Raw genomic sequence first — 14,899 nt, forward strand, 5'->3', positions numbered from 1 at the left:
AAGGTTTTCCACAGGCGGGCGAACGGGGGCAGACAGCGCACGGCGGTTTCTGGTTGGCTGGGCCTCCCATCGACCGAGGAGGTGCCGGTGACCGTCACCATCAGCGTGGCCGCGGGCGGCGACGCCGACGATCTGCGCGCGTTGCGTTCCTGGCTGGCCGGGGAGCCCGAGCTGCGCGGGCGGGTGAGCGCCCGCGAGACCGCGACCCGGCCCGACACGCTCGGCCCGGTGCTCGAGACGCTGCTCGTGGCGCTCGGGCCCGGTGGAGCCGCCGCCGCGCTGGTCACCGGGCTGGTGTCCTGGCTGCGCCAGCGCAACAGCGACGTGACGGTGCGGGTCGAGCGCGCCGACGGCAGCTCCTTCGAGGTCTCCGCCCAGCGGGTGCGGGGGCTCGACGCGGACGCGCTGCGGGCCGAGGTCGCGTCGCTGGCGGCCGCGGTGGGGTCGGAGGGCCGGGCCGAGGTGAGCCGCTCGGCCGGCGACCGGCAGCCGGACGACCCCTCCGAAGCGGACGGCCCCACGCCCGAGCAGGCGCCGAGCGGACCGCGCCCGGGGTCGTGAGCGAGGCGACCGGGCTGAGCGGGCCCGGTGTGCGGGCGCTGGTCATCGGCACGGCGACGCACACCGGCGCGCTGCCGTCCGTGCCGTCGGCCGGGCGCACCGCGCGGGCGGTGGCGCAGACGCTCACGCAGGCCTGCGGCGCGGCGGAGGAGTCCGTACGGTTGCTGCTCGATCCGCCGCAGGCGCGGGACATGGCCGAGGCGGTGGCGCGGGCCGCGCGCGAGGCCGAGTCGGTGCTGCTGATCTTCTTCGCCGGGCACGGGCTGCTCGACCCGGCGGGTGAGCTGCACCTGGCCGCGTGCGGCACCGACGAGCTCACGCCCGGGCTCAGCGGGCACCAGGCGCTGGCCTACTCGGCGATCCGGCAGGCCCTGGCGGGGTGCCGCGCGTCGACAGTCGTGCTGATCCTCGACTGCTGCTTCTCGGGCCGGGCCGGCGCTCCGGGCGAGGTCCCGGGCGTACGGCCGGGGTTCGTCCCGCCGCCGGTGCACGGCGCCTACGTGCTGGCGTCCGCGGAGAACCTCGCGTCGGCGCCCGCGGACGCGGAGCTCACCACGTTCGGCGGCGAGCTCGTCCGGCTGCTCACCGACGGCGACGAGCGCGCCGGCCGGCGGCTCACGCTGGACGTGGTCTACGACCGGTTGGTCAGCAGGCTGCGGGCCAAGGATGCGCCGCTGCCCCGCCGCCAGGCGGGCGACACGTCCGGCGCGCTGGTGCTCGCGGTCAACCGCGCCGCTCCGCCGGCCGAGGACGCCGCGGACGAGCCGCCGGGCGCCGGCGAGAGCCCGTACCTGGGTCTGTCCGCCTTCGGCGCCGGGGACGCGCACCTCTACTTCGGGCGCGAGGAGCTCGTCGCGCAGGTGGTGGCGAGGGCCGGCCGGGCGCGCGCCGCGGGGCAGCCGTTGCTCGTCATCGGGCCGTCCGGCGCCGGCAAGACGTCGCTGCTGCACGCCGGGCTGCTGCCCGCGCTGCACCGCGACGACGGGTGGCCGGTCGTCACGCTGACGCCGGGCGAGCAACCGGCGGCGCGGCTGCGGGCAAGGCTGGCCGGCGTGGCACTCGACGACGGGCCGGCCGTGATCGTCGTGGACCAGGCGGAGCAGATGGTCACGCTGTGCCGCTCGCCGGACCAGCGGACGGCGTTCCTCGGCGAGCTGGTCGCGCTGGCCCGGCGGCACCTCGTGGTGATCGCGCTGCGGGCGGACTTCTACGGCGCGGCGGCGGAACGGGTAGAGCTGCGGGCGGCGCTGGACGAGCACCAGCAGCGGGTCACGGCGATGGGGCCCGACGAGCTGCGCGCGGCGATCGAGGAACCGGCGAAGGTGGCGGGGCTGCGGCTCGAGGGCGGGCTGGCCGACGTGATCCTGCACGAGCTCGGCGTGACCGGCGGTGCGGACGGCGACACGGCGGGCAGCGCGCGGTTGCCGCTGCTGTCGCACACGCTGTGGGCCACCTGGGGGCGCCGCAGCGGCGACCTTCTCACCGTGCGCGGCTACCGCGCGGCGGGTGGCGTCGAGCGGGCGGTCGCGACCAGCGCGGACGAGGTGTACGACAGGCTGGACGAACCGGCGCGGGCGGCGCTGCGGCGGATGCTGCCGCGGCTGGTGCAGGTCGGCGACGACCACCCCGACACCCTGCGCCCGGTGCCCCGCGACGAGCTTCTCTCCGGTACGCCCGAGGTCGACCTCGCGGCGCTGGAGGCGTTCACGACGGCCCGGCTGATCACCCAGGACCGCGACACGGTACGGCTCAGCCACGAGGCGCTGCTGCGGGTGTGGCCGCGGCTGCGCGACTGGCTCGACGACGACCGCGAGTGGCTGCGGACCAGCCAGCGCCTCGCGGCGGACGCGGCCGCGTGGCGGCGGGCCGGGCGCGACCCGGCGCTCGCCTACCGGGGCAGCCGGCTGGCGGCGGCCCGCGACGGCGCGGACGCGCACCCGGAGCTGCCCGCCGAGCCGCGGGAGTTCCTCGAGGCGTCACAGCGGCTGGAGCAGCGGTCGGCCAGGGTCCGCCGGGCGGTGACAGCGGTGCTGGCCGTGCTGGTGGTGCTCGCCGGCGCCGGCTTCCTGGTGGCGGTGGACGCCCAGCGCGAGAGCGAGGCCGAACGGGATGCGGCAACGGTGGCGCGCAACCGAGCTCTGGCCCGGGCCCTGGCGGCGGACGTGGAGCGCATCCGCGATCGGCAGCCCGGGCTGGCCAGACAGCTGGCGGTCGCGGCGCACAAGCTGGCCCCGGAAGAGGCCTACACCGCGCTGCTTCCGAGCCTCGCCCTGCCCGGTCAGCTGTACAGCACGGAGAAGATCCTGGACCTCGCCCAGGACCGGGCCGGCAGGCTGCTCGCGCTCGCGACGGGCACCGAGGTGATCCTCCGCGACGCGCAGCGGGAGTTCTTCCGCCAGGACCTCGGCTTCACCGGGCCGGTCGCGCTCTCGCCGGACGGCACGGTGCTGGCCGCCGCGGAAGGCCCGGCGAGCAACCACGAACCCCGGTCGGCGGGCACGCAGCTGCTGACGCTGCCCCGGCCCCGGATCCGCATGTGGGACGTCACCGACCCCAACCGGCCCCGGGCGCTGCCCACCCTGGCGGCCGGCGAGGCCAGCATCGTCACGTTGACCTTCGCGGCCGACGGACGGGTGCTGGCGGCGGCCGGCACCGGCGGGCGCATCCGGCTCTGGGACACGTCCGACCGAGCGAAGACGCGCGCCCTGCCCGCCGTTGCCGCCCACACCGGGCGGATCGACTCGCTGTTGTTCGCCCCGACCGGCCGGCTGCTGGCCAGCAACGGTGAAGACGGCGCCGTACGCCTGTGGGACCTCACGAACGCGGCCCGGCCGACCGCGCGAGCCCGGCTCACCGGATCGACCGTCGAGCTCGCACCCGCCGTCACGATGGTGCAGCACCGCCTGGCGTTCGACAGCGCCGGCAAGGGCCTCGCCCTGCCCACCGGCAGCGGATACGCCGAGACGCCGATCACGTACGACGTCTCCGGCCGCGTGCCGAAGAAGGTTCGTGCCATGACGAAGTACGTCGTCACCAGCGACCGCATCCATGCGCTCGCGCTCACCCCGCACGCCTTGGTGGTGTCCTCCGACCGCAGGACGACGACGGTCGTGCCGGACCCGAACGACGACGCCGAACTGCGTCCGGGCATGGAGATGCCGGGCCGCGCGGGGCTGAGCGTGACGTCGGGAGCCATAGCGATCCGCGAGCAGGCCGTCGCAGCTGTCGCCTCCACCGGCGGGCTCTATCTGTGGGACGTCTCCAACCCGTACCGCTCCGGCACGATCGCCACCCTGCCGTACATGCCCGGCGGGTTCTCGTTGCGCACCGTCTACAACCCGGTGGGCCCTCCGTTGCTGGCCGACAAGAGCGGCGGCGGCGGGACCGTGATCCTCGACGTGTCCGACCCGGCGCATCCGCGGCGGGTCGGCCTCGTGCGCGGGATCGGCAGGCAGAACCAATCCTTCGGGATGGAGGCGGGCATGGGCCTGGCGTTCAGTAACGACGGAAAGGTCCTGGCCACGACCAGGTTCGTCGACACTCGGCCGCAGGTGTTGCTCGTGCCGACCGCCCGGCCCGGCGGCCCGCCGCTCGCGACGATCACCGACATGGACTACGGCGGTGTGTCCCTGTCCTTCTCCGCGGACGGCACCTTGCTCGCCGTGGCCGACCGCGCCTGGGAACCGGGCGGAGTACCCAGCACGGTCAAGATCTTCGACGTGTCGGATCCCGCCCGTCCCCGTCGCGTCGCGTCGATCGAGGCCATGACCATGGAGGTGGCCTTCGCGCCGGCCGGCCGGCGGTTGGCGATCATCACCAGCGAGCAGGTGCTCCTGCACGACCTGACCGATCCCGCCTCCCCGAGACCGCTCAGGTCGTGGCGGTTCCCGGTCGATGCCGGCCTCCCGGGCGGGGCGTTCACCGCCGACGGCAGCCGTCTCGTCGTCGGCGACAAGAGCCAGCTCCTGCGCATCTTCGAGATCGGCGACGACGGCATCGTCGGTGACCCGGTTCAGGTGACCACCTCGAACGAGAACGGCAACCAGCGGATGGCGCTGAGCCACGACGGCCGCACGCTGGCCATTGCCGGCGGTGACGGCCGGTTCGATCTCTGGGACCTCGGCAAACCGTCGAAACCCCGGCTGCGTGCCTCTCTGGTGTACGACGACACCGCCCCGGAATACTCGGTCGCGTTGAACCGCGACGGGACGATGCTCGCGACGAAGGGCAATAGCGTCCTCGACTTGTGGCCGGTCGGACCAGCCGCGGTCACCGACCGCCTGTGCTCGCTGGTCGGCGAGCCCCTGACCGCCGACGAGTGGGACCTCTACCTCGGCGAGATCCCGTACACGCCGCCCTGTGACTAGCCGAGGATGGCGTCCAGCCACTCGTTGCGGAACGTGCCCGCCGGGTCGTAGCGGCGCACGAGCTCCTGGAAGTCGGCGAACCGCTCGTACGAGGAACGGATCGTCGACGGCGTCTGCGTGAACACCTTGCCCAGGTGGGCGCGCGCGTTCAGCGGCGCCAACCGCTGCTCCAGCTCGCCCACCACCGGCAGCACCGCGTCGCTGTCGGCGATCCAGGTGAAGTGCAGCGCGATGCTGTCGCGCCGGTAGTTCGGGCTCAGCCACAGCTCGTCGCCCGCGATCGAGCGGACCTCGCAGACCTGCAGCACGGACGCGACCTGCGTACGGATGGAAGCGACCGCGTCGATCGCGGCGAGACCGTCCGCGCGGGCCACGTGGTACTCCGACTGGAGCTCCTCGCCGCTGGACGGCGTGAACTCCATGCGGAAGTGCGGCAGCCGCGTGTGCCACGGCCCGGGCACGCCGCCCTGCTCGGTGCTGTTCATCGCGGGCATGCCGGGCACGGGGTGGCGCGGCCCGTCGGCGAGGTGGCCGCCGTACCACTCGTCGCCCAGCGGCTCGGCCCGCTTGAGCCAGGCGTGGCTGATGTCGAGGCCGGTCCAGTTGGTGAACAGGCTGACGCTGTAGCCGTCGCCCAGCATGTCGTGCAGGTGCTCGTCGACGGAGGCGCGCGGCACGTTGTCGTACACGTATTGGCGCAGCTCGAAGGCCGGCTGCACGTCGAGCGTGAGCGCGGTGACCACACCCAGCGCCCCGAGGTTGACCACCACGCCCTCGAAGTCGGCGTCGCCGCGGGAGACGGTGACCGGCTTGCCCGAGCCGTCGACGAACTCGATCGACGACACGGCGGAGGCGAGGTTCTTGTTGCGCGCGCCGGAGCCGTGCGTGGCGGTGGCGATCGCGCCGGCCACCGAGATGTGCGGCAGCGACGCCATGTTGTGCAGCGCCAGCCCGTTGCGGTGCAACTCCCCGGCCAGCTCGCCGTAGCGGATGCCGCCGTCGACGCGCACCGAGCGGCGGTCGGCGCTGATCTCGACGACGCGCGGCAGGTCGGCGAGCGAGACCAGGGTGCCGTCGGTGTCGGCCATGCGGTTGAAGGAGTGCCCGCTGCCCAGCACGCGGATCGGCCCGCCGCCGGCCACGATCTCCTGCACCTCGTCCACCGAGGCGGGCCGGCGCACGCTGCGCGCGTTGAAGACGATGTTGCCGGCCCAGTTGGTCACTCGCTCGCTCATCAGACCAATCTAGAACCCTTTCCCGTACGTCGTTCAGGGGCGCAGCCGCCACCCAAGCACGCGAATCGGACTCCGTGCAGGCCACGGCACGAAACGGACGTCGGCGAATGCTTCGCGGGAGCGATATCGTCGGAACAGCCGATCGAGGGGTGAGCCGGATGGCCGACGAGAAACCCCAGACCCTGGCCGCCCAGGGCTTGGTCAACGTGATCGTGCGCGCCCTGCTGCGCACGCCCGGCGTCGCCCGCGTGATCGGCCGCAACCTGATCACCCTGCACGTGACCGGCCGCCGCTCCGGCAAGCACTACGCCGTCCCCGTCGCCTACGTCCGCCACGACGGCGTGCTGCTCATCGGCACGCCGTTCGCCTGGGCCCGCAACCTGCGCACCGGCGACCGCGTGCCGGTCGACTACCTCGGCAGAAGAACGACAGCAGACGTACGCGTCCACACCGCCGAGGACGAGGTGGTCGCCGACTACGCCGTGATCGCCCGCGAGAACCACCAGTTCGCCGGCTTCAACAAGATCGCCCTCGACGCCCACGGCAACCCCCGGCCCGACGACCTCCACCGCGCCTGGCACAACGGCGCCCGAGTCATCCGCCTGACCGTGAACTGACCCATGGCGGGGCTCCCGCTCGCCGCCCTTGCCGCAGGCGCCGAACTGACCCGTGGCGGCCTCCCGCTCGCCGCCCCTCGCCGCGGCCGCCGAACTGACCCATGGCGGGCTCCCGCTCGCCGCCCCTCGCCGCGGCCGCCGAACTGACCCATGGCGGGCTCCCGCTTGCCGCCCCTCGCCGCAGCCGCCGAACTGACCCGTGGCAGAGCTCCCGCTCGCCGCCCCTCGCCGCGACCGCCGCCCGGACGCTGAGGTGATCGCTGCGTCGCGGAAAGTGCCGGGCAGCGATGAGTTCGGCGGCTCCGGCCGGTCATACCCGGTATGACGGTCCTCTTCGCCGTCGGCGCGGCCATCACCCGCGCGGACATTCCCTGCCTGTGCGCGGGCCTGGCCGACCGGCTGCGCGACCGGGACGCACCGGGCAACGTCGTCTGCGACGTGTCCACGGTGACTCGGCCCGACGTGGTGACCGTCGAGGCCCTGGCCCGGCTGCGGCTGACCGCGGGCCGTCACGGCTGGCGTTTCGTCGTGCGCGGCGCCGGCCCCGAACTGCTGAGCCTGTTCAGCCTGATGGGCCTGGGCGGCTTCTTCGCCGCCGCCCAGCAGGCCTCCCGCCGGGGCGACCCCCACCCGCCTGCCGACCAGGCAGGCGCCGAGCACACCGCCCCGCCACACGCCACCGCGCCGCACGCCGCAGCGCAGGCAGGCGACGAGCACACCGTCCCGCCGCACGCCACCGCGCCGCACGCCGCAGTCCAGGCAGGCGACGAGCACACCGCCCCGCCGCACGCCGCCGCCCCGCCGCAACAGGCGACCGCCCACGGAGCAACCGCGCAGCAAGCGGCCGGGCACGGAGCAACCGCGCAGCAAGCGGCCGGGCACGAAGCCGCCGCGCAGCGGGCGACCGGCCACGGAAGTGCCGCGCAGCAGGTGGCTGCGCAGCACGCGGCGGCAGAACGAGCAGCTGCCGCCGAGCGAGCATCAGCCAGTCCAGCGCCCGATCGGCCGCCGGGCCGCGGGCGGTCGGCGGCCTGGTGGGTGGGCGCCCGGTCAGGCGGCCGGGTCGAGGCGGGCGGGGAGTCCGAACAGCGGGAACAGCCGCTGGGTGTCGAGGAAGTTGTTGACGCCGGCGATCCTCCCCTCTGAGATCTCCAGGACGATCAGCGCCCACGGCTCGTGGCCGGGGCCGGTGAGGCTGCGCCGGTATTGCCCGAAGGCGGGCAGGCCGTTCGCGACCACGGGCACCAGGCGGGAACCGCGGCAGCCGGAGCCGGTGCCGGACATCCAGGCGGTGATGTCGTCGTGGCCGCGCAGCCACAGGGGCAGCGGAGGCATGGACAGCGTCGCGTCCTCGTGGAGCAGGGCGGTGAGCGCCGTCAGGTCGTACGCCTCGAAGGCCTGCACGTAGCGGGCAAGCAGCTTTTTCTGCTCGTCGTCGCCGGGCTCGAGCACCTGGGCCGACTTGTCGGTGGCGGCGATCGTGGCGCGGGCCCGCTGCAGGGCGCTGTTGACGCTGGGCACCGACGTGTCGAGCAGGTCGGCCACCTCCTGCGCCGACCAGGCGAGCACCTCGCGCAGGATCAGCACGGCCCGCTGCTTGGCCGGCAGGTGCTGCAGCGCCGCGACGAAGGCCAGCCGGATCGACTCGCGGTCGGCGACCACCTGGGCCGGGTCGGCCACCGAGGCCAGCACCCGCCCGTCCGGCACGGGGCCGACCCAGATCTCGTCGGGTCTCGGCTCGCCCGGATGGGTGGCGTGCCCGTCGCCCGGGCCGCCGAAGTCCATGGGCCGGGCACGCCGCTGGGCGCTGCCGAGCATGGTCAGGCAGACGTTGGTGGCGATGCGGTAGAGCCACGAGCGCAGGGCCGAGCGGCCCTCGAAGCCCTCGTAGCTCTTCCAGGCGCGCACCATCGTGTCCTGAACCGCGTCCTCGGCCTCGAAGGCGGAGCCGAGCATGCGGTAGCAGTAACCGGTGAGCTCGGGGCGGAAGGCCTCGAGCTGGATCTCGATCGGGGTGGCAACGTCGCTCACAGTGCCGAACCTAGCGGAGGGGTACGACAAGAAAAACCTCCGTCGCACCGATGAGTACGCCGGCTCGGCCCGGTCGTAGAGGGCACAGGACACGAGACGCCCGGAGGCACCCCATGACGAACTGGACGCAGGACAACGCCGGCACCGGCGAGTACGCCGAGGTCAACGGCATCAACCTGTACTACGAGTCGCACGGCGAGGGCCGGCCGCTGATCCTGCTGCACGGCGGGCTCGGCTCCGGCGAGATGTTCGGGCCGATCCTCGGGCAGTTCACGGCGAACCACCGCGTCATCCTGGTCGACCTGCAGGGCCACGGGCGTACGGCCGACATCGACCGGCCGATCGACGTGCGCTTCATGGCCGACGACGTGGCGGCGCTCATCGACCACCTCGGGCTGGAGAAGCCGGACGTGGTCGGCTACTCGCTCGGCGGCGGGGTGGCGCTGCAGGTGGCGTTCCGGCACCCGCAGAAGGTGGGCCGCCTGGTCGCCGGGTCGGCCGGCATCCGCCGCAACGCGATCTACCCGGAGATCCTCGAGCAGCAGGGGCAGGTGGGCGCGGCGGCCGCCGAGTTCATGAAGGAGACCCCGATGTACGAGCTGTACCAGCGCGTCGCCCCGCGCCCGGAGGACTTCCCGCGGCTGCTCGACAAGATCGGCCAGGCGATGGCGGTGGACTACGACTTCACCGAGGAGCTGCGCGGGGTGCAGGTGCCGACGCTGATCGTGGCCGCGGACGCCGACATGTGCCCGCCCGCGCACTTCGTCGAGATGTTCGCGCTGCTCGACGGCGGGCAGCGCGACGGCGGGTGGATGGGCGAGGGCCGGCCCAAGGGCGGGCACGCGCTGGCCATCCTGCCCGGCGTCACGCACTACAACGTGTTCATGTCGCCGCTGTTCGCCACGGCGGCGCTGACCTTCGTCGACGCCGCAGAGTGAGACGCCGCAGAGTGACGGCGTGTGGAGTGAGACACCGCGGAGTGACAGCCTGTGGAGCGAGGCGCCGCGGATGACGGCCGGTGGAGTGCGACGCCGCGGGCGACGGCCTGTGGAGCGAGACGCCGCGGAGTGACGGCCTGTGTAGCGAGACGCCGCGGATGACGGCCTGTGGACAACGGCCGCGACGACGCGGGCCTGTGGAAAACTAGCGAGTCGTCCGCGCGATCTCCGGTAGGGTGGCGGCCCCCGGGTGGGTGGGCTGGGCCGGTTGGAGAAGCTGAGCCGGTCGGAGCGGGGCCGGTTCGAGCTGGGCCGGTTCGAGCTGGGCCGGGTGAAGAAGCTGGGCCGGTCCGAGCGGGGCCGGCTGGGCAAGCCGCCCCGGCGAAGCACCCCCACCATCGCCGGGCAGGCGGCGCTCCACCCGCACGAGCACGGCGTGCACGGCGAACAGCACGAACCCCGCCAGCACCGGCACGAGCACCGGATGCACGACCACGGCCAGCACCCCCGCGATCACCACCACCCCGGTAGCGGCGAACAGCACGCCGGGCCGCGCCGCGACCAGCGAGCGCGCCCGGCATACGGCATGGGTCTCCGCCGTCCCCGCCAGCCCGGCCACCAGTGCGGCGAAGCCGGCGCCCAGCGCGGCGGCGAGCAGCACGGCCACGATCATCGCCGGTCCGCCCGGCACCGCCCCGCGGCGCAGCGCGGCCACGTCGATCAGGATCAGCCATCCGGCGCCCACGCACAGCGGCCCGGCGGCGAGCCCGGGCACGAGCCGCGCGCGGAACGCCGTCCAGCACTCCGCGGCCGTGGGCCATCGTCCGGCGGTGAGCAGCCGATGGATCGCCAGGCTGCCCACCGACAGGGCCGCCCCGGCGGTCAGCAGCGGCAGCGAGGCGAGCGTCACGAGGATGCCGAGCAGGGCCAGGTCGGCGCCGAGCCGCAGCGTGTCGCGCCAGTCGACGGGCATGGTCATCCCTTCAGGCCGCTGGTGTTGATGCCCTCGACGAGCAGGCGCTGGAACGCCACGAAGAACAGGAACACCGGGATGAGCGAGAGCAGCGACATCGCGAACATCGGGCCGACCGCGCTCTCGCTGGTGGAGTCGATGAACAGCGTCAGCGCCACCGGGGCCGTGTAGTCCTTGAGTTCCGACAGGAACACCAGCTGGCGGAAGAAGTCGTTCCAGGTCCAGATGAACGAGAAGATCGCCGTGGTGACCAGCGCCGGGCGGGACAGCGGCAGGATCACGTGCCGGAAGACGCTGTACGGCGATGCGCCGTCGATCACCGCGGCCTCGTCGAGTTCGCGCGGGATGCCCCGCATGAACTGCACCATGAGGAAGACGAAGAACGCCTCGGTGGCCAGGAACGCCGGCACGAGCAGCGGCAGGTACGGCCAGTCGCCGCCCACCCAGCCGAGGCTGCGGAACAGGATGTACTGCGGGATGATCAGTACGTGCCCGGGCAGCAGCAGCGTGCCGATCATGAGCGCGAACCAGAACCCGCGCAGCCGGAACCGCAGACGGCCCAGGGCGTACGCGGCCAGCAGGCACGAGATCGTGTTGCCGAGCACGGTCAGCAGCGAGACGAGCGCGCTGTTGACGAAGAACCGGCCGAAGCTGACGTCGAACTTGCTCCAGCCCTCGCTGAAGTTGCCGGGGGTGAACTCGCGCGGGATCAGCCCGATGTTGTTGACGATCTCCGAGGGCGACTTGACCGACGTGCCCACCATCCACAGCAGCGGGTAGAGCACGACCGCGAGGATGAGCAGCAGCGCCACGAGACGGAGGGGAGAACGCATCACCGCTCCTCGTTGTCGGAGTAGTGGACCCAGAAGCGGCCCGTGCTGAACAGCGCCACCGTGATGAGGCCGATCACGATCAGGAACACCCACGCCATCGCGGACGCGTAGCCCATGTCGAGCTCGGTGAAGCCCTTGATGTAGAGGTTCAGCGTGTACATCAGCGTGGAGTCGACCGGGCCGCCGGTGCCGTTGGAGAGCACGAACGCGGCCGTGAAGCCCTGGAAGCCGTTGATGGTCTCGAGCACGAGGTTGAAGAAGATGACCGGCGAGAGCATCGGCAGCGTGATGTGCACGAACTTGCGCCAGGCGCTCGCGCCGTCGACCGAGGCCGCCTCGTACAGCTCGACCGGCACCTGCTTGAGGCCGGCCAGGAAGATCACCATCGGCGCGCCGAACTGCCAGATCGCCAGCAGGATCAGCGTGTAGAGCGCCCAGTCCGGGTCGTTGACCCAGGGCAGGCCCTCGATGCCGAACAGCGCCAGGAACGAGTTGAACGCGCCGTCGCGGTTGAACATGCTGACCCACACGATCGCCAGCGCGACGCTGCCGCCTAGCAGCGAGGGAAGGTAGAACAGCCCGCGGAACAGCGCGATGCCGCGCATCGCCCGGTTGAGCAGCATCGCGACGCCGAGCGCGGCGGCCAGCTTGAGCGGCACGGCCACCAGGGCGAAGGTCACCGTCACCCGGACGGAGTGCCAGTACGAGTCGTCGGCGGTGAACATGCGCCGGTAGTTGTCGAGGCCGACCCAGTTCGCCTCGCTCAGCGGGATGAGCGGGCTGTAGTCGGTGAAGCTGATGTACAGCGAGATCAGCATCGGGATCGCCGTGATGCCGAGCAGGCCCAGCAGCCACGGCGAGAGGAAGACGTATCCGGCCAGGTTCTCGCGGCGCCGGCGGGCCCGCCGCCCCTGCCGCGGGGCGGCGGGGGCGACGGGAGCGGGGGTCAGGGTCGAGGCGGTCACGACGCGCCGATCGCCGCCTTGGCCGCGCTGACGAACGCGGCCGCGCCCTGTTCCGGGGTCTGCCGGCCGTAGACGACCTCCTCGGCGATCGTGATGAGCTCGGACCGCACCTTGCTGTGGCCCTGCGGCGGCACGCCGGGCGGGTTGGGCCCGAACTTGGTGCCGAGCTCGTCCTGCACCGCGATCGTCTGCTTCATGTTCGGGTCGGACACCGTGTCGGCGACCTGCTTGCGGACGTCGAGGTTCGGCGGGAGCCCGCGGTCGGTGCCCAGGATCTTGCCGGCCTCCGGGTCGTTCGCCAGGAAGTTGATCACGTCGACCGCGACGTCCTTGTTCTTGCTGCCGCGGAACGCCGAGAAGTACATCGAGGCGCGGGCCCACTGGGCGTCCGGGTTGCCGGGGTACGCCACCACACCGAGCTCGGCGTCGGTGTTTTTCTTGAGCTCGGGCATCTGGTTGGCCCAGACCCACGACGTGCCGGCCTTGCCGGTGACGACCAGCTGCTTGCTGACGTCGCTGGCGTTGCCCTCGTGGATGACGTCCGGGGTGGGCGTGGCGCCCTTGTCGCGGGCGTTCTTCCACAGCGTGAACCACTTGGTCATGTCGGCCTCGTCGAAGCCGAGCTGCTTGCCGGCGTACAGGTCCTTGCCGTTCTGCCGCAGGAAGACCCACAGCGCCTGGTAGACCGCGGACGCGTCCTGGGTGCCCGGCAGCTTGGCCACCTTGGACACGTTCGCCGCCCAGTCGACGAACGCCTCCCAGCTCATGCCGGTCTTCGGCTCGGGCAGCTTGTACTTGGCCAGCAGCGTCTTGTTGTAGACCAGGCCCTGGGTGTTCTCGCCCATGGGCACGCCGGCCAGCTTGCCCTCGACCTTGCCGTACTCGAGCAGGCTCTTGGGGAACTTGGTGACGTCGAGCTTGCCGTTCTCGGTGTACGGGGTGAGGTCGAGCGTGACGCCGCGGCCGGCGTACTCGGAGATGTAGTTGTCGTCGATCTGGAAGATGTCCGGTGCGTTGCCGCCCGCGGTGAGCGTGGCGAGCTTGTCGAAGTACCCCTGGTTGCCCTGCCACGTCGTCTTGAACGTGACGTCGGGGTGCTTGGAGGTGTAGAGCTTGAGCGCCTGGTCGGTCAGCTCGGCGCGCTTCTCGGCGCCCCACCAGAAGATCGACAGCTCGGTCTTGCCGCTGCTGCCGCCGCCTTCGTCGTCACCGCCGCAGGCCGCGGCGCCGACCAGGAGCGGGACGGTCAGGGCCGCGGCGAGCAGCCTGCGGCGGGTAGTACGTTGAGCGGGCGTGTTGCCCCGCTGGATGGGCTCCATGACGCTTCTCCTAATCAGGAAGCGACACCTCCGGGGGCGTGCACGCTGCCCGGGTCCGCAGGGCTGTGCGGACCCGGGCCCCGCCCCGTCGAGTCGCGAATGACCAGTTCGGTCTGCAGATGGATGTGTGCGGTGGTGCGACGGTCGTCGCCATGCGCGAGGAGCATGTCGACGGCCGCCCGACCGGCGGCGGCGGTGGGGGTCGCCACCGTGGTCAGCTTCGGGCGGGTGAGCCGGCTGAGCATGATGTCGTCGATCCCGACGACGCTGACGTCGCCGGGCACCCGGGCGCCGGCGGCCAGCAGACCCTCGATGAGCCCGATCGCCATGAGGTCGTTGTAGGCGAGCACGGCGGTGGCGCCGGCCCGGATGACGTCCTCGGCGACGGTGAGCCCGCCGACCTCGGTCGGCGGGTTGGGGCCGATGATGGTGAGCTCGGCCCCGGCTGCCCGCGCGGTCGCGGTGGCGGACCGCCGTATCTCCCGGCTGGTCCACGAGCCGCGGGGGCCGCTGAGCAGGGCGACCCGGCGGTGGCCGAGCCCGGTGAGATGCTCGACCGCGATCTTCGCGCCGCGGGCGACGTCCATCACGACGGCCGGGATGCCGGCGATCTGACGATTGACCACGACCAGCGGCACCTCGCGGCTGAGCTGCTCGATGAGCGCGTTGCTCATCCGCGGGCTGACCAGCAGCACGCCGTCGACCTGCTTGGCCAGCGCCCGCACCACCTCCTCCTCGAGCGCGGCGTCCTCGTTGGTGTCGGCGACGAAGATGTGGTGGTCGTGCTTGCGGGCCTGGCTCTCCGCCGCCTTGATCAGCGGCGGGAAGAACGGGTTGGCGATGTCGGCCACGATCAGGCCGATGTTGTAGGTGCGGCCGGTGATGAGCGCCCGGGCGGCCCGGTTGGGCCGGTATCCCAGCTGCTCGGCACAGGCCAGCACGCGGGTGCGCGTGTTCGGGTTGACGAGGTGCGGCGCCGAGAACGTGCGGGACACCGTGGAGATGTGCACGCCGGACGCCCGAGCGACGTCGCGGATGGTCACCGCCATGCCCCACGCTC

12 protein-coding genes are annotated in these 14,899 nt (G+C 72.6%); 5 read left to right on the forward strand and 7 right to left on the reverse strand.

Annotated features, from left to right (window positions below):
* Positions 1–87 precede the first annotated feature (87 nt).
* Complete coding sequence (locus ACSNN8_RS23650; protein ID WP_436651536.1) at positions 88–561, forward strand: effector-associated constant component EACC1; 474 nt, start codon at positions 88–90, stop codon at positions 559–561.
* Complete coding sequence (locus tag ACSNN8_RS23655; RefSeq protein WP_436651537.1) at positions 558–4,928, forward strand: caspase, EACC1-associated type; 4,371 nt, start codon at positions 558–560, stop codon at positions 4,926–4,928. The genes ACSNN8_RS23650 and ACSNN8_RS23655 overlap by 4 nt, the downstream gene beginning before the upstream one ends.
* Here the strand turns inward: ACSNN8_RS23655 and ACSNN8_RS23660 are convergent.
* The gene (locus tag ACSNN8_RS23660) at positions 4,925–6,163 is read right to left on the reverse strand and encodes an FAD-binding protein (protein WP_436651539.1); all 1,239 of its coding nucleotides are present in this window, start codon (positions 6,161–6,163) and stop codon (positions 4,925–4,927) included. The two genes, ACSNN8_RS23655 and ACSNN8_RS23660, sit on opposite strands and share 4 nt — an antisense overlap.
* A gap of 158 nt (positions 6,164–6,321) precedes the next feature.
* On the opposite strand from ACSNN8_RS23660, the gene ACSNN8_RS23665 reads away from it, so the two are divergent.
* On the forward strand, positions 6,322–6,780 hold the full coding sequence (locus ACSNN8_RS23665) for a nitroreductase/quinone reductase family protein (protein ID WP_436651541.1): 459 nt from the start codon (positions 6,322–6,324) through the stop codon (positions 6,778–6,780).
* Between the two features lie 321 nt (positions 6,781–7,101).
* Entirely contained in the window at positions 7,102–7,926 is an 825-nt protein-coding gene (locus ACSNN8_RS23670; protein ID WP_436651542.1) for an STAS domain-containing protein, read from the forward strand.
* Here ACSNN8_RS23670 and ACSNN8_RS23675 read toward each other — a convergent pair.
* The gene (locus ACSNN8_RS23675; protein ID WP_436651544.1) at positions 7,831–8,811 is read right to left on the reverse strand and encodes a sigma-70 family RNA polymerase sigma factor; all 981 of its coding nucleotides are present in this window, start codon (positions 8,809–8,811) and stop codon (positions 7,831–7,833) included. The genes ACSNN8_RS23670 and ACSNN8_RS23675 overlap by 96 nt on opposite strands.
* A 113-nt stretch (positions 8,812–8,924) precedes the next feature.
* Between ACSNN8_RS23675 and ACSNN8_RS23680 the strand changes: the two genes are divergently transcribed.
* Positions 8,925–9,749 (forward strand): alpha/beta fold hydrolase, encoded by an 825-nt coding sequence (locus ACSNN8_RS23680; RefSeq protein ID WP_436651545.1) that lies wholly within the window; start codon positions 8,925–8,927, stop codon positions 9,747–9,749.
* Between the two features lie 205 nt (positions 9,750–9,954).
* On the opposite strand, the gene ACSNN8_RS23685 is transcribed toward ACSNN8_RS23680, so the two are convergent.
* Genes ACSNN8_RS23685 through ACSNN8_RS23705 form a run of 5 tightly spaced genes read right to left on the reverse strand, consistent with a single transcriptional unit; the run spans position 9,955 to position 14,888 of the window.
* The gene (locus ACSNN8_RS23685; protein ID WP_436651547.1) at positions 9,955–10,722 is read right to left on the reverse strand and encodes a hypothetical protein; all 768 of its coding nucleotides are present in this window, start codon (positions 10,720–10,722) and stop codon (positions 9,955–9,957) included.
* A gap of 2 nt (positions 10,723–10,724) precedes the next feature.
* Positions 10,725–11,555: a carbohydrate ABC transporter permease gene (locus tag ACSNN8_RS23690; protein WP_436651549.1), complete on the reverse strand. Its 831-nt coding sequence runs from the start codon at positions 11,553–11,555 to the stop codon at positions 10,725–10,727.
* Positions 11,555–12,505: a carbohydrate ABC transporter permease gene (locus tag ACSNN8_RS23695; protein ID WP_436651978.1), complete on the reverse strand. Its 951-nt coding sequence runs from the start codon at positions 12,503–12,505 to the stop codon at positions 11,555–11,557. The genes ACSNN8_RS23690 and ACSNN8_RS23695 overlap by 1 nt, the downstream gene beginning before the upstream one ends.
* Before the next feature lie 11 nt (positions 12,506–12,516).
* On the reverse strand, positions 12,517–13,839 hold the full coding sequence (locus tag ACSNN8_RS23700) for an ABC transporter substrate-binding protein (protein WP_436651551.1): 1,323 nt from the start codon (positions 13,837–13,839) through the stop codon (positions 12,517–12,519).
* Between the two features lie 14 nt (positions 13,840–13,853).
* A complete protein-coding gene (locus ACSNN8_RS23705) occupies positions 13,854–14,888 on the reverse strand; it encodes a LacI family DNA-binding transcriptional regulator (RefSeq protein WP_436651553.1) in 1,035 nt (344 codons plus the stop codon).
* Positions 14,889–14,899: the final 11 nt, after the last annotated feature.

The sequence above is a fragment of the Actinoplanes sp. URMC 104 genome, from assembly GCF_051386375.1.
Taxonomy (GTDB): Bacteria; Actinomycetota; Actinomycetes; order Mycobacteriales; family Micromonosporaceae; genus Actinoplanes.

Coding starts and splice junctions, on each gene's coding strand:
- ACSNN8_RS23660 (WP_436651539.1), bottom strand. CDS start 6,163: ATGAGCGAGCGAGTGACCAACTGGGCCGGCAACATCGTCTTCAACGCG.
- ACSNN8_RS23665 (WP_436651541.1), top strand. CDS start 6,322: ATGGCCGACGAGAAACCCCAGACCCTGGCCGCCCAGGGCTTGGTCAAC.
- ACSNN8_RS23670 (WP_436651542.1), top strand. CDS start 7,102: ATGACGGTCCTCTTCGCCGTCGGCGCGGCCATCACCCGCGCGGACATT.
- ACSNN8_RS23680 (WP_436651545.1), top strand. CDS start 8,925: ATGACGAACTGGACGCAGGACAACGCCGGCACCGGCGAGTACGCCGAG.
- ACSNN8_RS23685 (WP_436651547.1), bottom strand. CDS start 10,722: ATGCCCGTCGACTGGCGCGACACGCTGCGGCTCGGCGCCGACCTGGCC.
- ACSNN8_RS23690 (WP_436651549.1), bottom strand. CDS start 11,555: ATGCGTTCTCCCCTCCGTCTCGTGGCGCTGCTGCTCATCCTCGCGGTC.
- ACSNN8_RS23700 (WP_436651551.1), bottom strand. CDS start 13,839: ATGGAGCCCATCCAGCGGGGCAACACGCCCGCTCAACGTACTACCCGC.
- ACSNN8_RS23705 (WP_436651553.1), bottom strand. CDS start 14,888: ATGGCGGTGACCATCCGCGACGTCGCTCGGGCGTCCGGCGTGCACATC.